This is a genomic window from Actinocrinis sp. (genome assembly GCF_035946395.1).
In the GTDB taxonomy this organism is placed as follows: domain Bacteria; phylum Actinomycetota; class Actinomycetes; order Streptomycetales; family Catenulisporaceae; genus Actinocrinis.
Window position 1 is genome coordinate 1 of the sequence record NZ_DASYZI010000229.1, and the last position, 3,036, is coordinate 3,036.

1 protein-coding gene is annotated in these 3,036 nt (G+C 66.3%); it reads left to right on the top strand.

From position 1 onward, the window contains the following. Positions 1-745: 745 nt before the first annotated feature. Positions 746-2,617, top strand: coding sequence for a DUF1906 domain-containing protein (locus VGS97_RS14405; protein ID WP_326853978.1), 1,872 nt, complete (start codon positions 746-748; stop codon positions 2,615-2,617). Positions 2,618-3,036 lie beyond the last annotated feature (419 nt).

The following is a 3,036-nucleotide window of genomic DNA, read 5'->3' on the forward strand; positions in this document are numbered from 1 at the left end:
TGGAGATTGACGGGACAGGACAGAGCACGCACATTCACCATCGGCCCGACGCAGTCCTCCGGGTACGACAGCGCCGTGCCCAAGGCCGAGTGGACCTCAGTCACAGTGACTTGCGATGACGGCTCTGTCATCGAGGTATCGTCCTTGCCATCCAATGCCACAGGCCGCTCAGTCATGAAGTGGGAGTCGAGTTCGAGCGCCCTCGGCGCCGAGGATCGGCGTCACGGTCCATGCCTCGTTCGTCGCGTCCGTCTTCGCCTGGTTCCTTGGGGAACAAGAGTGGAGGCTCTCGGCGACGGCGTGAACGTAGGCGACGAACTCGCCGTCGTGGTCACCGATCTCGATCGGGAGCAACGAAGGCTGGGACTCGGCCTTCGGTGACCTCGGGTGTCAGGCAGCCCTCCTGAACCAGCACGGATACACCATCACGCCCTCACCAGCACGATTCATCACACCGACAGACCTCACCACTCACCTCGAAAACAGCCTCTCACCAGGCTTTGTCGAACCAGCATGTTAACCATCTACGATTTATAAGTCAGGCCTCCTCGATACGAGAGGGACGATCTTCCGCCACGTACACCGCAGATCGGCCACGCTTCATGCTTCCCCGGCCCTCAATCGCCCACTAGTTTCAAGGTCGGTCGACGAACCCTGACCAACCCGCCTCCACGCCCAGAACGGCGCCCCACCGGGCACCGGCACACGCAGCACGGCCCCATACCCACCGTGTCCTGGAGACCCCATGCACTTGCTCCCCCTCCGGCGCCACGCCGCCGCCTCGGCCTTGGCGGCCGCTGCCGCCGCCGTCCTTGGCCTGTTGTCCCCGCCGGGCGCCGCAGCCGCGCAGGCCGCGACGCGCACCCTGGAGTACCACGGCCTGCGGATGAGCGTCCCCGCCTCGTGGCCGATCGTCGACCTGACTGCGAACCCGCGGACGTGCGTGCGCTTCGACGCGCACGCAGTCTACCTCGGCCATCCCTCGGCCGCACAGTCGTGCCCAGCCGACCTGGTCGGCCGAAGCGAGGCCCTACTCGCCGAACCGCTCGACGGCACAACGGCGACCGCGACGGCTGCGGGACCCGGCACCAGCGTCGCCGCCGCCGGAACCGCGACCTACATCCCGGCCGCGAACGCACCGCTCGGCGAGCGACGGTTCGCGGTGCCCTCAGCCGGCGTGGTACTGACCGCGACCTTCGGCTCAGGCGCCGAATCGACCGCCGACGCAATCCTGCGCAGTGTGCAGCTGACCTCGGCGGCACCCGCCGCACGGGCCACCACTCCCGCCGCCATCACCCCCGCGGCGGCCTCCGGCACCCAGCCCGGCACCTACCTCGGCCGCGGCTTCGATCCCTGCACCGCGCCCTCGTCCGGGACGATGAGCACGTGGTACTCGTCCTCGCCGTACCACGCGATCGGCGTGTACATCGGCGGCGCGGACCGGTCATGCTCACAGCCCAACCTCACCGCGAGCTGGGTCGCCACGGTCACCAGCTACGGCTGGCACCTGTTCCCGCTCTATGTCGGATCGCAGGCGCCGTGCCTGGCAGGCTTCTACAACATCTCCTACGACCCCTCGACCGCCTACAACGAGGGCGTCAACGAGGCCAACGACGCCGCGAACCAGGCCTCGGCCCTCGGCCTGCCGGGGAACAGCACCGTCTACAACGACATGGAAGCGTACGACAACAGCAACGCCTCCTGTAGCACCGGCGTTCTCAACTACATATCCGGCTGGACTGCGCAGTTGCATGCACGAGGCTACCTGTCCGGAGAATACTCCAGCGCCAGTTCCGGCATCACCGACCTGGTGCGCCAGGTTGGCCGCGGCGTCTACGCGCTGCCGGACCAGATCGACTACGCCTGGTGGAACGGTGTCGCCGACACCAACGGCGGCTCCTACATCCCCTCCGGGGACTGGTCCAACCACCAGCGCATCCACCAGTACCACGGCGGCGCCAACGAGACGTACGGCGGCATCACCATCAACGTCGACGGTGATTACCTGGACGTGGCCGCCGCAGGCTCCCCGCCGCCCCCGCCCCCGCCGCCCGCGGTGTCGTGGGTGAACACGTTCCAGAACGCACCGGTGTACGCGAGCCCGTACAGCCCAGCCCAGACAGGGACGCTGAACGCGGGCAACAACTACGTGTACTGCAAGGTCTGGGGACCGGTCGTCGGCAACGCCTCGGCCTACAATCACTGGTGGCTCTACACAGACCCGGACTCCGGACCCGCCGGGCAGTACGTCTCGGCGTATTACCTGTCCAAGTGGGGCAACGACCAAGCCCTGGACATCAACGGCAACGCGATCGCGAACTGCGCCACGACACCACAGCCCGCGGCGAAGTACTGGGTCGACATGTTCGCGAACGCGACCGTCTACAACACGCCCTGGCAGAACACGATCACGGGAACGCTCTACAGCGGCACCGACTATGTGTACTGCAAACAGTGGGGCAACATGGTCGGCAACTCGACCAGCTACAACCACTGGTGGCTGCTGACCGATCCCGACATCGGCTCGGCACGGCAATATGTCTCGGCGTACTACCTCTCAAGGTGGGGCAACGACCAGGCCCTGGATAATTCCGGGCAAACGATCCCGGACTGTTGAGCCGCCTTTCATCTCGCCCATAACGGACGCCTGGCCACCCGGCGCACTCACCGTTCCGCCCCGGCTCGAACCCTTCGAGCCGGGGTTCCCCACACCAGCGCCGCAGGTGGCACAGGCTCGCCGGGCGGCACCTCCCGCGCCGTGGCCTTCTGTTGCCGCAAAACCACCAGGACAGGCCCAGCCAGACCGCGACCCGCTTGCCAAGGCAATACATGGAGACAGCGACGCCGCGTGAAACGATGCGACAACCTCATCTCCGCGCGACGATCGAGTATGACAGCCTATATATTCGAGCTGCGCTGACGAGGTGCAGCTTGTCCAACCTGCGTAGGGCGGGTGGGACCCGAGCCCACGACCCATGGGTTATGAGTCTGCATCCTGATATGCCAACCCGTATTCACCAGTGCCGGTTCGTACCG

What these genes read in the sequence shown, in the direction of transcription:
- VGS97_RS14405 (WP_326853978.1), top strand. Translation starts at nt 746, where the DNA reads ATGCACTTGCTCCCCCTCCGGCGCCACGCCGCCGCCTCGGCCTTGGCG.